The following is a 15,571-nucleotide window of genomic DNA, read 5'->3' as shown; positions in this document are numbered from 1 at the left end:
AAGTTGAATACGAAAAATTGCGGCTATTTTACCCATCAACGGGGGGGAGGCAATCAGTGTTTACACAGGAGCTGCTCCAGTTCGCTTAATGACGCTACGGTCCAGGTCGGCTGAATGCCCGCTGGCTGCTCGCGGTGGTGCGTATTTAGCCAGCAGGTGGATAGCCCGGCGTTAATGCCGCCAAGAATATCGGACTCTGCGGTGTCACCCACCATCAGCACGCGAGAACGGTCAGGATTACCCGCCTGCTCCAGCGCATGGTCAAAAATACGGGGGTCGGGTTTTGCCACCCCAACCTGCTCAGAAATCACCAGCAGGTCGAAATAGTCGCGCAGCCCCGTCCGCTCAAGGCGGATTTGCTGCAACGCGGTAAAGCCGTTAGTAATGATGCCTATTTTCGTTTTATCACGAATCGCATTGAGCAGAGAAACCGCCCCCGGCAACGGTGAGCAGATCTCCGCCATCGCATTGATGAATGCGTCATTAAGCTGGCCCGGTTCAACCTTCAGGCGTTCGGCCCAGCTCTGAAAACGGGCATGCTGCAGTTGTAATGAGGTAATCGCGCCGTTTTGGTAATCCACCCACAGCGGTTTATTCACGGCCTGGTAGTCCTGAAAATCTTCAGCGGTAAAGGTAATGCTATAGTCGAGAAACATCCGCTGTAAGCCGGTAAACGAGTCAAACGTAAACAGCGTTTCGTCGGCATCAAAGAAAATCCAGTCCCACTTCTTCATCATTACACCTTATCTTACATGCTGATTGGCAACGCCATAATGATGGCGTCTTCGTGACCATCGGCCGTTGGATAGTAGTTGCGACGAATCGTCGCCTCGTTAAAGCCTAAGCTTTCGTACAGCGCGATAGCGGCCGCATTCGAGGCGCGCACTTCAAGCCACAGGGTCAAAATGCCACGCTTTTCCAGCTCATCGATCAGATGCTCCAGCAGCTCACGCCCCAGGCCCCGGCGCTGAAAGTCAGGATCGACGGCGATATTGAACAACGTCGCTTCATCCAGTACGACCTGCGTAATTGCAAAGGCGGCCATCACGTCGTCAACCCTCAACTGAAAATTGAGGTAGCGATCGCCCTGGTTGCTGGCAAATGTTTTTTCACTCCACGGAAAAGCGTGGGCGCGTTTTTCAATCTGAAATGCTGCGGGTAAATCAGTCGGCTCGAGGGAAGAAATCGTGTTCATATGCGCAGATTTGTTGCCATAACGCGGCGCGTGCCGCTGGGTTTTCCCGTAATTCATTAAACGCAGGACTCTCGACCTGAGCGCCCTCCAGCAGCAGCGGCTCTTCGGTTCCCAGCCGCCAGCTATTACAGCGACTGCCTTGCGGCAGCATGGCGACACGGTCAGGCGTCAGTTGTAAAACCTGATCCGGGCTAACGGTTAATGCGCGTAAAATATCGCTGATCAACGGTTCGGTTAGCGCGGGTAACTGTGCAGCAACCATCACCAAACGGACATGCGCAGGAATGGAAATCGCGATCTCGCCCTGCAGTGCGCCAGGACGACGCAACGACCACTGCGTAATGCCCAGTTGCTGTAACTGCCAGTCTCGTCGGGATGTCATAGCGAAACACTCCTGTCTATCAGGGGCGCAAATATAGCAAATTTGTCGAATCCGTGCCATCAAACAACTATAATCCTCCGCTGTACAATTTAAGGAGCATTCCATGTCTGCTTTTACCCCGGCAAGTGAAGTCTTGCTGCGCCACAGTGATGATTTCGAACAAAGCCGTATTCTGTTTGCCGGTGATTTGCAGGATGACCTGCCTGCCCATTTTGAAAGCGCCGCAAGCCGTGCGCACACCCAGCAACTTCACCACTGGCAGGTGCTTAACCGCCAGATGGGCGACAACGTCCGTTTCAGCCTCGTCGCGCAGGCCGATGACGTTGCCGATAGCGATACGCTGATCTACTACTGGCCGAAGAATAAGCCAGAAGCCCAGTTCCAGTTGATGAACATTCTGTCGCTGTTACCGGTGGGCACCGATATTTTTGTTGTCGGCGAGAATCGCAGCGGCGTACGTAGCGCAGAGCAGATGCTGGCCGAATACGCACCGTTAAACAAAGTCGACAGCGCACGTCGCTGTGGCCTGTACCACGGTCGTCTGGAAAAACAGCCGGTCTTTGATGCAGAAAAATACTGGGATGAATACCAGACAGAAAATCTGACCATCAAAACGCTGCCGGGCGTCTTCAGCCGTGACGGTCTGGATGTTGGCAGCCAACTGCTACTCTCCACGCTGACGCCGCACACCAAAGGCAAAGTGCTGGATGTCGGCTGTGGCGCAGGCGTTCTCTCCGTCGCCTTAGCCAGCCACTCGCCGAAAGTGCGCTTAACCCTGTGCGATGTTAGCGCCGCCGCCGTTGAAGCCAGCCGCGCAACGCTTGCAGCCAACGGCATTGAAGGTGACGTCATCGCCAGTAACGTCTTTTCTGACGTAACGGGTCGTTTTGATATGATCATCTCCAACCCGCCGTTCCACGACGGTATGCAGACCAGCCTTGATGCCGCACAAACGCTGATTCGTGGCGCAGTGCGTCATCTCAACAGCGGTGGTGAACTGCGAATTGTGGCGAACGCCTTCCTGCCTTATCCGAAGGTACTGGATGATGTGTTTGGCTTCCATGAAGTTATCGCGCAGACCGGACGTTTCAAGGTCTATCGCACAGTGATGACGCGCCAGGCGAAAAAAGCCTAACGGCTGTAGGCCAGATAAGGCGTTTACGCCGCCATTCGGCGTGACACCGAGCAACGCCGGATGGCGCTATCGCTTATCCGGCCTGCATAAAACGCCAAAAACCGAAGAAACGCCTTTTTTTTCGGCAATCACGTTAAGTTCGAAAATTAACTGTTGACGCCCTGCATAAAATCTCTAGAATTCGCCCCCGTGGTAACGATACTTTTTGAGTGTCGATGGTATGCGAAGGTGGCGGAATTGGTAGACGCGCTAGCTTCAGGTGTTAGTGTCCTTTCGGACGTGGGGGTTCAAGTCCCCCCCCTCGCACCATAATCCACGTTGATATTGCTCGCACTGGGCGAAGGTGGCGGAATTGGTAGACGCGCTAGCTTCAGGTGTTAGTGTCCTTAGGATGTGGGGGTTCGAGTCCCCCCCCTCGCACCAACGAGGCGATATCAAAAAAATAAGATGACTGTGCGAAGGTGGCGGAATTGGTAGACGCGCTAGCTTCAGGTGTTAGTGTCCTTAGGATGTGGGGGTTCGAGTCCCCCCCCTCGCACCAATTATCTTATTTCCCTCTCGATTTCCTTCTCTGTTTTGTTCATCCCTGATTCCAGTTCATCATTACCAAAACAATGCCGCCAATCAGTGCCGCGCATGAAGGTAACAAAACAAAGTGCCGTAAACGTTTGTGGTACAGCATGAGCGAAGTCAGCAGTAATCCTAATACAATCATCACCTTCCATACGTAGACCGACAGGTCGCTATATGCCATCCCGGCAATCAGCATTCCCGGCAGCAGAACACCCCATCCACTGCCCAGCGTACGTTGCAACATGATTTCACCTATGACATTGATAATGATAACCAATATCATATGATAAAATTTCTCATTTGTCAGCCGTGAAGCACTATCAATTATATGAGTTTTACTTAACGATTGATGACATGAATAATCCAAGGTGATAAATTGCTCAGCGGTTTGCTCTTCAACTAAAAACAATAAAAACCTCTGCGAATGATACCCCGTTCGTTATTTGTTTTATTTACCAACACACCTTCGTACATTGCAGATAACTAACAATATTTACCTATGACAGTACAATCCTGGCGAACTCTGCGCACAAAAAAATACCAACTCTCTTTACGACTGTTTCTGCTGCTCAACGCAGTCTCCGCGCTGTTTACGCTTTTTTTCCCACTGTTTGCGGTCAAAGCCTTATCAGTACCGGCGTTGCTGATGCTGGTGATGAGTACACTGCTGCTGGTATGGCATGGGAAATACGCGGATAAAAGAATTAATCTCCCTTTTATTTCAATCGTTTTTGGCTTGTTATGGGCGTTACATATATTCTTGAAATATAACGCTCTAGGTCAGAATGATTATTATTTCCTGTTAATAGCGCTGCTCAGCGTACTGTTTATTGGCTCTATCGCTTTTGCCAATAATATCATCGCGTTTACGCTCCACTCACTCCCCTCCGTCGCCGTTTGTTTATGGCTTAACGGCAGCGAACATGGTTTGCGGATTTTCTATTTTATGGCGCTGCCTATGGCCGGTATCGCCATCCAGCATGTGATACAAAAGCGCTACGATGGATTCGCTCAGCAACTGATGTACAAACTGCTGGAGGAAAGGGAAACCCTGAACGGGCTCAGCATGCTCGACCCGCTAACCGGTTTGTATAATCGCCGGGGGCTGCAACACCGGCTCGATACGCTGTTGGCTCTGAGTAATTCGAGGCACTTCGTTCTGCTGCTGGATATCGACCATTTCAAATCCTATAACGATCATTACGGACATATGATGGGCGACCAGGCGTTGATCCGTGTTTCTGCCGCCATCCGAGACTCCGTACGCTCCCGGGATGTGGTGGCGCGTTTTGGCGGTGAAGAATTTATGATTTTGCTGACTGCGGTCGATCCACAGCAGGCTCAGGCTGCCGCCGAACGTATCCGCCAGAAAGTGTACGATCTTAAAATCCCTCACATGTTTAATGAGAGCGTGGCAACCAACGTAACCGTCAGTATCGGCATTGCACCTCTGGTAGAACAGGATATTGATGCTGCTATCGCCAAAGCGGATAAAGCCCTTTACGAGGCCAAGAATCTTGGACGTAACAATACGCTGGTCAGCGATGAGCTGCGGGTAAACTGCCCCTCTACCTGAGCTTTCTGTGCGCTGCCGCTCGGGATGGCGACAAAGATCTTGCCATCGCTCAATGTCAATTATAGGATTAGCAATCATTATCATTAAGATTAACATCCTTATATCGACATGGCTTATCGTTCCGCACCGATCGTTGAAGATGTCATCTGGCGTAGCCATCTCCCCTCAGAGATGCCCTCGCTGGCTGCTGCCGTACGCGCAACGATAGCCAAAACTCGCGAGCACCTGCTGGACTTCATTCGTCTTGACGAAACGCCTGTGCCAGGTGCAATGACGCTGCATGAATGGACGCAACCGGCGACGCTTAGCTCGCTGCTGGCCGTTTATTCAGACCATATCTATCGCAACCAACCCACGCTACCCCGCGAAAATAAGCCCCTGATTTCTCTTTGGGCGCAATGGTATATCGGCCTGATGATGCCTCCGTTAATGGTGGCCCTACTGACGCAAAAAGAGGCTATCGACGTCTCTCCTGAACATATGCGCATAGAGTTTCACGAAACGGGCCGTGCGGCCTGCTTCTGGATCGACGTCCATCAGGATCACCAGGCAACAGCTCTGTCCCCTCAACAACGCATGGAAACGCTGATTCTCTCAGCGCTGACGCCGGTTGTGCAGGCGCTGGAAGCGACGGGCGAGATCAACGCGAAGCTTATCTGGAGCAACACCGGATATTTAATTCACTGGTATTTAACGGAAATGAAGCCGTTGCTAGGTGAGGAACTGCTGACCACGCTGCGCCAGACCTGCTTTTTTGAGAAACAACTCTCCTGCGGTCAGGATAACCCTCTGTGGCGAACCGTTGTTCCGCGCGAGGGGCTGTTAGTACGCAGAACCTGCTGCCAACGCTATCGCCTGCCTGACGTTCAGCAATGCGGAGACTGCACGCTGAAGTAAGCGAGGAGCCGTAGCCCCTCGCCAGATATTTATGCAACCTGCTGGTTTTCCTCTTCCATACGCTGCGCTTCTTCTTTTTCCTGCGCCAATAGCTGCTTTTCGTAGACCTTAAAGAATGGGAAGTAGATAACGGCCGACACCAGCGCCAACAGCACCACCAGAATAGCCGCACGATAATCCCAGCCTAATGCCCATGCCGCGCCAACCGGTGCCGGTGCTGTCCAGGGAACCACTGAAATGACCCGCCCAATTAAATCCAGTTTCATCGCCGCCCAGGCCAGTACCGCATTCACCATTGGGGCCAGCAGGAAGGGGATAAAAAACACCGGGTTCATGACAATCGGCGTACCAAAAATCACCGGTTCGTTAATATTAAAAATGCTGGGGACTACGCTCAGACGCCCAATCGAGCGTAGATGAGCCGAACGACTACGCAGATAGCAAATCACCAACCCCATCGTTGCACCTGACCCTCCGACCACAATAAAGAACGTCCAGAACGCTTCCATAAAGATATGCGGTAACGGCGCGCCCTGCGCCAGCGCCGACTGGTTCATCCCAAGATTAGTTAGCCAGAACATTTGCAGCATTCCCGACACAATTGCCGCGCCGTGAATACCCGCAAACCACAATAGATGTCCAATCAATACCGCCAGAAGTATCGCCGGGAGAGAATCTGCAGCCGACACCAGTGGTTTAAAGATGGCCATAATGGCCTGAGGGATCAGCATGTCAAACTGCGACTGTATCACCAGACTCAGCGGGTACAGCGTCAGTACTACCACCAGCACCGGGATCAGCAGATCGAAAGAGTTTTTGATCATCGGCGGCACCTGATCGGGTAAACGGATGCCGATGTTGTGCGCCTTCAGGAAGCGCATCATTTCAACACAGTAAATGGCCACCAGGATGGCGGTGAAAATCCCCGTTCCTCCCAGGCTATCAACCGGCATTGTGCCTTTGGTTTTTGGCGCGGCAATCAGCAAAAAAGCCATGATTGATAGCATCGCACACATAAACGGATCTAACTGATGGGACTTCACATAGTGCTTGCCCAGGTTATAAGCAATAGCCGCACATATGTAGACCGACATAATCCCCATCGTCATATCAAACGGTGTGAGGATTTGGCCTTCAAACTGTTTTGCCAGATCCAGCCACGCGCGAGCAAATCCCCAGGTGGTATCCGGAGAAAAAGGCGGGTAGGCAAAAACCAGCAGAAAAGAGCCTACAATCATAAAAGGCATCGCCGAAATAAAACCGTCGCGAATGGCCATTACATGTCGTTGCGAAGAGATGCGCCCGGCAACAGGGCTGACGTAATTTTCAACAAAGCGGAAAATCACGTTAAACACAGCATGGTTAGTAGACATAGCCGTTCTCCCGTTGTGCAAAACCCTGCAACCGCGCTGGCATCAACACCGCCACCACGTAAAGCCCATTACCACTTTTCGCAACCGTGCCGGGAGGAACACCAGCGCTACCGCTTTTCGAGTTAAGTTTCATAGATGGCTCTTATTATGTGATACAGAGGAAGTGACAACTTCAGTATTAATCGTCATTTCAGCATTCTGCAACCGGTTACTGTAACCGGTTTCTTTGATTGTGAAGACGATCGAAAAACTGTTAATGTTGCTATGTTGTTACAATAAAATATTTACAGTGTGGTTGCCCCTATGACAAATTACATCCTGCAGTTTTCTGCTGTGCAGGGCTATCTGTAAGCGATAGGGAGAGAAGAATGAGTTTGCAATCAGTACGCCAATTCCTGGCGCAACATGCACCAGATATCGAGATCATCGAATTAAACCAGAGCACAGCAACCGTTGATCTGGCAGCAAAAGCCCATAACGTTGAACCTGGCCAAATAGCTAAAACACTTTCACTAAAGGTGAAGAACGATATCATCCTGGTCGTGGCAAAAGGCGATGCCCGACTGGATAATAAAAAGCTAAAGAGTACGTTCGGCGCCAAAGCCCGAATGTTAAGTAGTGATGAGGTCGTGAACGCGACGGGGCACCCCGTTGGCGGCGTTTGCCCCTTCGGATTAGAAACACCGATATCAGTGTACTGTGATGTTTCTCTGAAGCACTACGCTGAAGTGCTGCCTGCCGCTGGTGCCATCCACAGCGCGGTTCGCATCACGCCTGAAAGGATGGCTGAACTGACTTCTGCCACCTGGGTTGACGTGTGTCAGTAATGTTCCACGCGCTAAACCGGCTGCCAAGCCCGGCAAGAAACACGTCAACGTTGCCCGTCACGAAACCGCCTGCATAAAAGGCGCTGGCTCGCCGGCACGCAGATACAACAGGATGTCGGCGGCATCCAATAACCCGGCATCCGAGCTGACCCCCAGTTTGGACATCACATTAAATTTGTGTGCCCGAATGGTTTTGATGTTCCGTTCAAGCTGAACAGCAATCTGTGGCATCGAATAACCATTCGACATAAAGCGCAGTATTTCTCGTTCTGTCGGGCTGAGCATACGGCTTTGATTAATATACCAATGGTTTTTCGTACCTTCGGTTCCCCGGCCAGGGCTGCTTAACGCCGTAAATAACGCGTCCTGCAACACCGTTAACGAAGAAGCTTTACTCACAACGCCATCTAACGGCAAGGGGGACAGGGAACCAATTAAACGCGCTTCAGCGTCATCATCGGCAATCACCACACGGCGAATCCGCGGATAATTTATCGCCAGCTCCGTTAAATAGGTCAACCCTGCTCTTCGATCGGTTCTGATTGCAGAGAGGGAAAAAATAACTGCCGAAAACGACATCTTTAACATTGCCTGGCTAAAAGCGGGCTGGTTTGAAAAGAGATGAAGTTTATATTGGTCATCCGGCATGGTATTAAATAAACTCTTAATACCCACGCTGCTCATCGTGCACTTTTCTACCAGTGCAACGTTTCTTTTGATGATTCTGCTTTCCATTCCGTGGTTTCTCCATAAACTGAAGGTAAATTAAGTTCTCGCGATCCTTGAGAACTATTTATCCAGGCATACATTTCTGCATTGCTATTTATCGACAAGCGACGCATAGCGCTATTCTTTTGGGCACTGATTGTTTTATTGCTTTTTTTCAGCAACGCCGCAATCTGGTTAATCCCCCATCCTTTCCCAAGGAGGCGCAATACTTTTCTTTCAGAGAGAGTGAGAACGATAGATCGTGCGCTATGGTCTAACAATTGCGGCATAGCAGGCGGAGAGAGCAGCGCCTTGCTTATTCTCTCTGCTCGTGTATTTCCCGCGTGAATGACATTCACTAAACTTTCAATCGGCTCGGCGTCAGAGAGCAGCGAGCTGACAGGACACATCAGTAGTTCAACCGCCAGAGGATAAAAGATACGAGATACGAGAAATACCCAGTGAATATCACGGTATTGAGATAATAAAGAATAATATTGTTCGCAAACTGCACGTGGATGATTGCAGTCTCCGGTTAAATCAGCAATTACCAAATCAGCACACCGTAGCTGTAATAACGTCAGTTCTTCAACAGAACGACAGTAGGTAAGTTCGTAATCGGAGAACTTTCCCTGCATTATACCTTTAAGCCCAGTTTGTATAATCGGTGATTTACTAATAATAATTGCGTTTTTGCAGCGTCCTGGCAACATATCCCCTCCACACTCACCAGTCCGCAATCGTACTTAATTAAATTCTCCCGGGTGGATTAATAATCTTAACTCACAGGAAAATACTCCGAACAATAAGCGGGGTGAATTGTTATCCTTGGTATTTATTTCAAAAAGTATTGACGGCACCATCCAAATAGCGCCAAATTCTAAGCTATTATTGCACAATTACGTATAAATACATTATCTGTACAATTATAATAACTACAATAGATCGTTAGCATGGCTTACGTATTTGCCATTCGGGAAAATAACGCTACATTTCAATCATGTCTCCCCCTCGTAACTTAGCGAACGGGAACGTTAAGATGCCACAACCGTATCACCTGTGTCTTTTTTCGACACAAAGATTGATCTTAGCCAGAGCCAGCGGGCTCATGCTTCATGATAAAAAGAAGACATTCGTCACTCAAAGAGATCCTTTTCAGTCAGAGCGAGCCATGCAAACAGAGCAGTCGTCACAGCGAACGGTTACACGGTTATGTATTCAATGCGGACTTTTTTTACTTCAGCATGGGGCAGAAAGCGCTCTGGTTGACGAGTTATCCACCCGCCTCGGGCTGGCACTTGGCATGGATAGCGTAGAAAGCGCCATCTCCTCTAACGCTATCGTCCTGACCACCATTAAAGACGGGCAATGCCTGACATCAACGCGAAAAAATCAGGATCGCGGCATTAATATGCACGTCGTGACGGAAGTGCAGCACATTGTCATTTTGGCGGAACATAAACTGCTGGATATTAAAGGGGTAGAGAAACGCTTTAGCCAGATTAAGCCGCTACGCTATCCAAGATGGCTGGTCGCCTTCATGGTCGGTTTGTCCTGCGCCTGCTTTTGTAAACTCAATAACGGCGGATGGGATGGTGCGGTGATCACCTTTTTCGCCAGCATGGTGGCAATGTATATCCGTCAGATTCTGGCATCCCGGCATTTGCACCCACAAATTAACTTTTGCATCACCGCGTTTGTGGCGACAACGATTTCTGGTCTGCTGCTGACGCTACCGACGTTTAGCCACACCCCGACCATCGCCATGGCCGCCAGCGTGCTGCTACTGGTTCCGGGCTTTCCGCTGATCAACTCCGTCGCGGATATGTTTAAGGGACACATTAATACCGGGCTCGCCCGCTGGGCAATTGCCAGTTTGCTTACACTGGCGACCTGCATTGGCGTAGTCATGTCGATGACCTTATGGGGGCTACGCGGATGGGCGTGATCGATTTCATGTTGGCGTTAATGCAGGACATGATCCTGTCGGCGATCCCGGCGGTAGGCTTTGCCATGGTATTTAATGTCCCTCATCGGGCGCTCCCCTGGTGTGCGTTACTCGGCGCGCTCGGCCACGGTTCGCGAATGGTGATGATGAGCGCAGGGTTTAATATCGAATGGTCGACTTTTATGGCATCGCTGCTGGTCGGCTGCATTGGGATCCAGTGGTCGCGTTGGTATCTGGCGCATCCGAAAGTCTTTACCGTTGCGGCAGTGATCCCGATGTTCCCTGGGATCTCCGCCTACACCGCCATGATCTCGGCGGTAAAAATCGGTCATTTTGGCTACAGCGAAGCGCTGATGATCACCCTGCTGACCAATTTTCTGAAAGCCTCATCGATTGTCGGCGCGCTCTCCATCGGGCTATCCGTGCCAGGATTATGGCTGTATCGCAAACGCCCACGCGTTTGACGGTGCACTTTCTTTAATACCCTGCAGAGAGGGGAATCTCCCCCTCATCTGCTGCTCTCCTTCTTCTCTGTGTTACTATAAAAGCAGTCTCCTTCTCGGTTGTTGTTCAGTATTGAGAAACATTATGCCCTGCAAAATTTTGACGCCAGACGTCACTAGCATTGACGCCTTACTACACGATCACCACGCCGTGCTGGCCAAGTCTGCGGGTGGCGCCGTAGCCGTATTCGCTAACAATGCGCCAGCGTTTTACGCGGTGACGCCTGCGAGACTGGCTGAGCTGTTGGCGCTTGAGGAGAAACTGTCACGCCCGGGAAGCGATGTGACATTGGATGATCAATTTTATGAAGAGCCGCAAGCCGCTCCCGTTGCCGTACCAATGGGGAAATTTGCGATGTACGCTGCCTGGCAGCCTGATGCCGACTTTCAGCGTCAGGCCGCTTTATGGGGCGTAGCGTTGAGAGAGCCGGTTACTGCTGAAGAGCTGGCCTCATTTGTTGCCTACTGGCAGGCTGAAGGAAAAGTCTTTCACCATATTCAGTGGCAGCAAAAACTGGCGCGCAGCATTCAGATTGGACGGGCCAGCAATGGCGGAATGCCAAAGCGCGATGTGAACAGCGTCAGTGAACCTGACAGCCACATTCCACCGGGTTTTAGAGGATAACGATGAAAAACGTTGGCGACCTGATGAAACGTCTGCAAAAAATGATGCCACCTAATGTCGAGCCCGCCTTTAAAACGGGCGAAGAACTGCTGGCATGGCAAAAAGAGCAAGGTGAAATTCGTGCCGCAGCGCTGGCCCGCGAAAACCGGGCTATGAAAATGCAGCGCACATTCAACCGTTCCGGTATCCGTCCGCTGCATCAGAACTGTTCGTTCGAAAACTATCGGGTAGAGTGCGAAGGTCAGATGAACGCCCTGAGCAAAGCCCGCCAGTATGTTGAAGAGTTTGACGGCAACATCGCCAGCTTTATCTTCTCCGGCAAACCCGGCACCGGCAAAAACCATTTAGCCGCCGCCATCTGCAACGAACTGTTGCTGCGTGGTAAGTCAGTGTTGATCATTACCGTGGCCGATATCATGTCGGCGATGAAAGAAACGTTCAGTAATCGTGAAACCAGCGAAGAACAGCTGCTCAACGATCTGAGCAATGTGGATCTGCTGGTGATCGACGAGATCGGCATGCAGACCGAATCCCGCTATGAAAAAGTGATCATTAATCAGATTGTCGATCGCCGTTCGTCCTCAAAACGTCCGACCGGTATGTTAACTAACAGCAATATGGATGAAATGAACAAGCTGCTGGGTGAGCGCGTGATGGATCGTATGCGCCTTGGCAACAGTCTGTGGGTCATTTTTAACTGGGAAAGCTACCGTAGTCGGGTAACCGGTAAAGAGTATTAACGTATTAGGACCACTCCTAAGACTGCCAGCGCTATACTGCGCTGAAAAGGCATAACACGAGTTGCATATAATGATGAAAACTACCAAACGTCTGCTGTGCTGTGCGCTTGCCGCCAGCACGCTCATATCTACCAGCGTTTTCGCCGCCTCCTGGCAGGATTCGCTCTCCAGCGCGGCCAGTGAGCTGAGCAAACAAAGCTCCGGCTCGCAAAGCAGCTCGTCGCTCTCTTCCCTGACCAGCCTGCTGAACGGCAGCAATCAGTCTTTGACCTCCAGCAGCATGAATAACGCCGCCGGGATCCTGGAATATTGCGCGAAACAGAAGCTGGCCTCGGTCACCGACGCGCAAAACGTCAAAAACCAGGTACTGGATAAACTGGGACTCAGCGCGCCTGAGCAGAAGCAAGACACCAACTATATGGACGGGATTCAGGGGCTGCTCAACGCCAAAGATGGTCAACAGCTGGACCTGAACACAATTGGCAACAGCTCGCTGGCGAAGCAGGTAAAAACCAAGGCCTGCGATCTGGTGTTAAAACAGGGCATGAACTTCATTTCCTGACGCACGACATGCCGCGTATAACCTGCGCGGCATCTATTTATTTTCGACAATACATTCACATTCCAAATAAACAGTATTTCTCCACAAAAACGCGCATATCTAAACCAATTCTGAATAACAACGTAATTTAATGTCACTACAATTGCAGCAATGTAACAACGCTATTACATTGTTCTCTCACCAAATGATTAGCCTGCCAGGCAATTGCCCGGTTTACTGAGGATCGACCGTTGTCAGAATTAATCTCCATCACTCTGTTTCTCGCTTCAGTGCTGATTTATGCCTGGAAAGCGGGTCGCAACACCTGGTGGTTTGCCGCCACGTTAACGGTGCTGGGGATTTTTATTGTCTTGAATATCACGCTTTATGCCAGTGACTATTTCACCGGCGACGGGATCAATGACGCGGTTCTCTATACGCTGACCAACAGCCTGACCGGCGCGGGTATCGGCAAATATATTCTGCCGGGCGTTGGGATCGCGCTGGCGCTGACGACCGTTTTTGTCGCTCTCGGCTGGATCCTACGCCGCCGTCGCCATCATCCACATCATGTGGGTTACAGTCTGCTGGCCCTGCTGCTGGCGCTGGCCTCCGTTGACGCTAGCCCGGCATTTCACCAGATAACCGAACTGGTGAAGTCGCAGTCACGCGATGGCGACCCGGATTTCCCGACGTATTATAAAGAGCCATCGAAAACCATTCCCAATCCGAAGCTGAACCTGGTGTATATCTACGGTGAGAGCCTCGAACGCACCTATTTTAATAACGACGCATTCCCGGATCTGACCCCGGAACTCGGCGCGTTGAAAAACGAAGGTCTGGATTTCAGCAACACCATGCAGCTGCCGGGTACGGATTACACCATCGCGGGCATGGTCGCCTCCCAGTGCGGTATTCCGCTGTTTGCGCCGTTTGAAGGCAACGCCTCTGCGTCGGTTTCAAGTTTCTTCCCTAACAATATTTGTCTGGGCGATATCCTAAAAAACTCCGGCTATCAGAACTACTTTGTGCAGGGTGCCAACCTGCGCTTTGCTGGCAAAGACGTGTTCCTGAAATCTCACGGCTTTGACCATCTGTATGGTGCGGAAGAGTTAAAAAGCGTGGTGGCGGACCCGACCTATCGTAACGACTGGGGCTTCTACGACGATACCGTGCTGGACGAAGCGTGGAAAAAATTCGAAGAGCTTTCGCGCTCGGGCCAGCGTTTTTCACTGTTTACCCTGACCGTGGATACCCATCATCCGGATGGATTTATCTCCCGTAGCTGCAACCGTAAACGTTATGACATCGACGGGAAGGCCAACCAATCGTTCAGCGCGGTCAGCTGCAGCCAGGAAAACATTGCCGAATTTATCAATAAAATCAAAGCATCGCCGTGGTTTAAAGATACCGTTATCGTGGTGTCTTCCGATCATCTGGCGATGAACAACACCGCATGGAAGTATCTGAACAAGCAGGACCGCAACAACCTGTTCTTCGTGCTGCGCGGCGATCAACCGCAACAGGACACGCTGGCGGTAAAGCGTAACACGATGGATAACGGCGCAACGGTACTGGATATTCTCGGCGGCGATAACTTTATCGGCCTTGGCCGCAGCAGCTTGTCGAGCGAATCCGTCTCGGAAGTGTTCCTGAACATCAAAGAAAAAATGCTGGCGTGGAAGCCCGATATCATTCGCCTGTGGAATTTCCCGAAAGAGATGAAAGAGTTCACCGTCGACCAGGACAAAAATATGATCTCTTTCTCCGGCAGTCATTTCCGCCTGCCGCTGCTGCTGCGCGTATCGGACAAACGCGTCGAGCCGCTGCCGGAAAGCGAATACTCGGCCCCGCTGCGCTTCCAGCTGGCAGATTTCGCCCCACGCGATAACTTCGTCTGGGTCGATCGCTGCTACAAAATGGCGCAACTGTGGGCGCCGGAGCTGGCACTCTCTACCGATTGGTGCGTATCACAGGGGCAGCTGGGCGGACAGCAAATCGTACAGCACGTCGATAAAGCCAAGTGGAAAAGTAAAACCGTATTTAAAGACACGGTGATCGACATGGAGCGCTATAAAGGTAACGTCGATACGCTGAAAATTGTCGATAACGACATTCGCTACAAAGCAGATAGCTTCGTTTTCAACGTGGCGGGCGCGCCGGAAGAAGTCAAACAGTTTAGCGGCATTTCACGCCCCGAATCCTGGGGACGCTGGTCCAATGCGCAGCTCAGCGAAGAAGTAACGATTGAGTACAAAGCCCCGCTACCGAAGAAATTCGATCTGGTTATTACCGCGAAAGCCTTCGGTGACAATGCCAATCGTCCGATCCCCGTGCGCGTTGGCAACGAGGAGCAGACGCTGGTGTTAGGCCATGACGTCAGCACCACCACCTTACATTTTGATAACCCGGCGGATGCCGATACGCTGGTAATTGTTCCACCCGATCCGGTCGCCACCAACGAGGGCAATATTCTCGGTCACTCTCCGCGTAAGCTGGGGATCGGGATGGTTGAAATCAAAGTCGTGGCTCAGGGTTCGTAACATGA

18 protein-coding genes and 3 tRNA genes are annotated in these 15,571 nt (G+C 51.1%); 13 read left to right on the top strand and 8 right to left on the bottom strand.

Annotated elements, in window-relative coordinates; genetic code table 11:
• Positions 1-53 precede the first annotated feature (53 nt).
• From yjjG to holD, 3 genes are read right to left on the bottom strand one after another with little or no spacing between them, the layout of a single operon-like run.
• Positions 54-734 carry a pyrimidine 5'-nucleotidase gene (gene yjjG / locus OGY10_RS04665; protein ID WP_008786125.1) on the bottom strand — a complete coding sequence of 227 codons (681 nt, stop codon included), beginning with the start codon at positions 732-734 and terminating at the stop codon, positions 54-56.
• A 14-nt stretch (positions 735-748) separates the two neighbouring features.
• Complete coding sequence (rimI, locus tag OGY10_RS04660; RefSeq protein ID WP_003829985.1) at positions 749-1,195, bottom strand: ribosomal protein S18-alanine N-acetyltransferase; 447 nt, start codon at positions 1,193-1,195, stop codon at positions 749-751.
• Positions 1,164-1,577: a DNA polymerase III subunit psi gene (gene holD / locus OGY10_RS04655; RefSeq protein ID WP_003829988.1), complete on the bottom strand. Its 414-nt coding sequence runs from the start codon at positions 1,575-1,577 to the stop codon at positions 1,164-1,166. The genes rimI and holD overlap by 32 nt, the downstream gene beginning before the upstream one ends.
• Before the next feature lie 103 nt (positions 1,578-1,680).
• Between holD and rsmC the strand changes: the two genes are divergently transcribed.
• The 4 genes from rsmC to OGY10_RS04635 all read left to right on the top strand — a co-directional run bounded on the left by rsmC (position 1,681) and on the right by OGY10_RS04635 (position 3,253).
• Positions 1,681-2,712 carry a 16S rRNA (guanine(1207)-N(2))-methyltransferase RsmC gene (gene rsmC, locus OGY10_RS04650; protein ID WP_286565865.1) on the top strand — a complete coding sequence of 344 codons (1,032 nt, stop codon included), beginning with the start codon at positions 1,681-1,683 and terminating at the stop codon, positions 2,710-2,712.
• Positions 2,713-2,934: 222 nt separating this feature from the next.
• Positions 2,935-3,021: transfer RNA gene (locus OGY10_RS04645), tRNA-Leu, on the top strand.
• Between the two features lie 28 nt (positions 3,022-3,049).
• Positions 3,050-3,135 (top strand) — tRNA-Leu (locus tag OGY10_RS04640).
• Positions 3,136-3,167: 32 nt separating this feature from the next.
• A tRNA-Leu gene (locus tag OGY10_RS04635) sits at positions 3,168-3,253 on the top strand.
• A 39-nt stretch (positions 3,254-3,292) separates the two neighbouring features.
• Here the strand turns inward: OGY10_RS04635 and OGY10_RS04630 are convergent.
• Complete coding sequence (locus OGY10_RS04630) at positions 3,293-3,529, bottom strand: DUF1435 domain-containing protein (protein WP_003019100.1); 237 nt, start codon at positions 3,527-3,529, stop codon at positions 3,293-3,295.
• Positions 3,530-3,784: 255 nt separating this feature from the next.
• On the opposite strand from OGY10_RS04630, the gene OGY10_RS04625 reads away from it, so the two are divergent.
• A complete protein-coding gene (locus tag OGY10_RS04625; protein ID WP_003829994.1) occupies positions 3,785-4,861 on the top strand; it encodes a GGDEF domain-containing protein in 1,077 nt (358 codons plus the stop codon).
• 108 nt (positions 4,862-4,969) lie between these two features.
• Positions 4,970-5,758 (top strand): siderophore-iron reductase FhuF, encoded by a 789-nt coding sequence (fhuF, locus tag OGY10_RS04620; protein WP_128611303.1) that lies wholly within the window; start codon positions 4,970-4,972, stop codon positions 5,756-5,758.
• Positions 5,759-5,787: 29 nt separating this feature from the next.
• On the opposite strand, the gene OGY10_RS04615 is transcribed toward fhuF, so the two are convergent.
• Together OGY10_RS04615 and OGY10_RS04610 are read right to left on the bottom strand one after the other, a co-directional pair.
• Positions 5,788-7,131 (bottom strand): PTS cellobiose transporter subunit IIC, encoded by a 1,344-nt coding sequence (locus OGY10_RS04615; protein ID WP_003829998.1) that lies wholly within the window; start codon positions 7,129-7,131, stop codon positions 5,788-5,790.
• On the bottom strand, positions 7,121-7,264 hold the full coding sequence (locus tag OGY10_RS04610; protein WP_020996240.1) for a hypothetical protein: 144 nt from the start codon (positions 7,262-7,264) through the stop codon (positions 7,121-7,123). The genes OGY10_RS04615 and OGY10_RS04610 overlap by 11 nt, the downstream gene beginning before the upstream one ends.
• Before the next feature lie 235 nt (positions 7,265-7,499).
• On the opposite strand from OGY10_RS04610, the gene OGY10_RS04605 reads away from it, so the two are divergent.
• Entirely contained in the window at positions 7,500-7,958 is a 459-nt protein-coding gene (locus OGY10_RS04605) for a YbaK/EbsC family protein (protein ID WP_003830001.1), read from the top strand.
• A gap of 57 nt (positions 7,959-8,015) precedes the next feature.
• Here OGY10_RS04605 and bglJ read toward each other — a convergent pair whose 3' ends face one another.
• Together bglJ and OGY10_RS04595 are read right to left on the bottom strand one after the other, a co-directional pair.
• A complete protein-coding gene (bglJ, locus tag OGY10_RS04600) occupies positions 8,016-8,693 on the bottom strand; it encodes a DNA-binding transcriptional activator BglJ (protein WP_008786120.1) in 678 nt (225 codons plus the stop codon).
• Positions 8,654-9,379, bottom strand: coding sequence for a helix-turn-helix transcriptional regulator (locus OGY10_RS04595; RefSeq protein WP_008786119.1), 726 nt, complete (start codon positions 9,377-9,379; stop codon positions 8,654-8,656). Before OGY10_RS04595 ends, bglJ begins: the two co-directional genes overlap by 40 nt.
• A gap of 458 nt (positions 9,380-9,837) precedes the next feature.
• On the opposite strand from OGY10_RS04595, the gene OGY10_RS04590 reads away from it, so the two are divergent.
• The 6 genes from OGY10_RS04590 to opgB all read left to right on the top strand — a co-directional run bounded on the left by OGY10_RS04590 (position 9,838) and on the right by opgB (position 15,566).
• Positions 9,838-10,614, top strand: a complete 777-nt coding sequence (locus OGY10_RS04590; protein ID WP_032942309.1) for a threonine/serine exporter family protein — start codon at positions 9,838-9,840, stop codon at positions 10,612-10,614.
• A complete protein-coding gene (locus OGY10_RS04585) occupies positions 10,605-11,078 on the top strand; it encodes a threonine/serine exporter (protein WP_057067025.1) in 474 nt (157 codons plus the stop codon). The genes OGY10_RS04590 and OGY10_RS04585 overlap by 10 nt, the downstream gene beginning before the upstream one ends.
• 124 nt (positions 11,079-11,202) lie before the next feature.
• A complete protein-coding gene (gene dnaT / locus OGY10_RS04580) occupies positions 11,203-11,742 on the top strand; it encodes a primosomal protein DnaT (RefSeq protein ID WP_008786116.1) in 540 nt (179 codons plus the stop codon).
• A gap of 2 nt (positions 11,743-11,744) precedes the next feature.
• Positions 11,745-12,482: a replicative helicase loader DnaC gene (dnaC, locus tag OGY10_RS04575; protein ID WP_003019133.1), complete on the top strand. Its 738-nt coding sequence runs from the start codon at positions 11,745-11,747 to the stop codon at positions 12,480-12,482.
• 70 nt (positions 12,483-12,552) lie between these two features.
• Positions 12,553-13,044, top strand: a complete 492-nt coding sequence (locus tag OGY10_RS04570) for a YjjA family protein (protein ID WP_008786115.1) — start codon at positions 12,553-12,555, stop codon at positions 13,042-13,044.
• 230 nt (positions 13,045-13,274) lie between these two features.
• Positions 13,275-15,566, top strand: coding sequence for a phosphatidylglycerol--membrane-oligosaccharide glycerophosphotransferase (gene opgB, locus OGY10_RS04565; protein WP_008786114.1), 2,292 nt, complete (start codon positions 13,275-13,277; stop codon positions 15,564-15,566).
• The last annotated feature ends 5 nt before the right edge of the window (positions 15,567-15,571 follow it).

The sequence above is a fragment of the Citrobacter sp. Cpo148 genome (assembly GCF_030332375.1).
Lineage (GTDB): Bacteria > Pseudomonadota > Gammaproteobacteria > Enterobacterales > Enterobacteriaceae > Citrobacter > Citrobacter portucalensis.
This window is presented reverse-complemented; position numbering and strand designations above follow the sequence as displayed.

Excerpts from the sequence above, each read along its gene's own strand:
- yjjG (WP_008786125.1), bottom strand. The coding sequence starts at position 734 with ATGAAGAAGTGGGACTGGATTTTCTTTGATGCCGACGAAACGCTGTTT.
- rimI (WP_003829985.1), bottom strand. The coding sequence starts at position 1,195 with ATGAACACGATTTCTTCCCTCGAGCCGACTGATTTACCCGCAGCATTT.
- holD (WP_003829988.1), bottom strand. The coding sequence starts at position 1,577 with ATGACATCCCGACGAGACTGGCAGTTACAGCAACTGGGCATTACGCAG.
- rsmC (WP_286565865.1), top strand. The coding sequence starts at position 1,681 with ATGTCTGCTTTTACCCCGGCAAGTGAAGTCTTGCTGCGCCACAGTGAT.
- OGY10_RS04630 (WP_003019100.1), bottom strand. The coding sequence starts at position 3,529 with ATGTTGCAACGTACGCTGGGCAGTGGATGGGGTGTTCTGCTGCCGGGA.
- OGY10_RS04625 (WP_003829994.1), top strand. The coding sequence starts at position 3,785 with ATGACAGTACAATCCTGGCGAACTCTGCGCACAAAAAAATACCAACTC.
- fhuF (WP_128611303.1), top strand. The coding sequence starts at position 4,970 with ATGGCTTATCGTTCCGCACCGATCGTTGAAGATGTCATCTGGCGTAGC.
- OGY10_RS04615 (WP_003829998.1), bottom strand. The coding sequence starts at position 7,131 with ATGTCTACTAACCATGCTGTGTTTAACGTGATTTTCCGCTTTGTTGAA.
- OGY10_RS04610 (WP_020996240.1), bottom strand. The coding sequence starts at position 7,264 with ATGAAACTTAACTCGAAAAGCGGTAGCGCTGGTGTTCCTCCCGGCACG.
- OGY10_RS04605 (WP_003830001.1), top strand. The coding sequence starts at position 7,500 with ATGAGTTTGCAATCAGTACGCCAATTCCTGGCGCAACATGCACCAGAT.
- bglJ (WP_008786120.1), bottom strand. The coding sequence starts at position 8,693 with ATGGAAAGCAGAATCATCAAAAGAAACGTTGCACTGGTAGAAAAGTGC.
- OGY10_RS04595 (WP_008786119.1), bottom strand. The coding sequence starts at position 9,379 with ATGTTGCCAGGACGCTGCAAAAACGCAATTATTATTAGTAAATCACCG.
- OGY10_RS04590 (WP_032942309.1), top strand. The coding sequence starts at position 9,838 with ATGCAAACAGAGCAGTCGTCACAGCGAACGGTTACACGGTTATGTATT.
- OGY10_RS04585 (WP_057067025.1), top strand. The coding sequence starts at position 10,605 with ATGGGCGTGATCGATTTCATGTTGGCGTTAATGCAGGACATGATCCTG.
- dnaT (WP_008786116.1), top strand. The coding sequence starts at position 11,203 with ATGCCCTGCAAAATTTTGACGCCAGACGTCACTAGCATTGACGCCTTA.
- dnaC (WP_003019133.1), top strand. The coding sequence starts at position 11,745 with ATGAAAAACGTTGGCGACCTGATGAAACGTCTGCAAAAAATGATGCCA.
- OGY10_RS04570 (WP_008786115.1), top strand. The coding sequence starts at position 12,553 with ATGATGAAAACTACCAAACGTCTGCTGTGCTGTGCGCTTGCCGCCAGC.